Origin of the sequence: Neoluteolibacter marinus (assembly GCF_014904755.1) — a bacterium.
GTDB classification, from domain to species: domain Bacteria; phylum Verrucomicrobiota; class Verrucomicrobiia; order Verrucomicrobiales; family Akkermansiaceae; genus Haloferula; species Haloferula marina.
In genome coordinates, this window is record NZ_JACZFQ010000341.1 from 1 (window position 1) to 214 (window position 214).

General features: G+C 65.4%; 1 pseudogene. It reads right to left on the reverse strand.

What is annotated here, in order from left to right:
* A pseudogene (locus IG178_RS25175) lies at nt 1–214 on the reverse strand (IS3 family transposase); the annotation flags it as partial.

A 214-nucleotide genomic window follows, 5' to 3' on the forward strand; every position in this document is an offset into this window, starting at 1 on the left:
GGACGCTTCCCATTCTTGCCGCGCTTCTTCCCGAACACGGACCACCACTGGTTGTCTCGGCAGATCCGCCACGCGGTCCGCTCGCACATGCGCTGGCCAACGGATTCCGCTTCGCCGGCGAGGAACCGGTAGCCGAACTCGGGATCATCGCGGTGGGCGTCGAACAGAGCGTTCGCCCGATAGGCCTCGACCAGCTCAGCCTGGGTGACCTGTT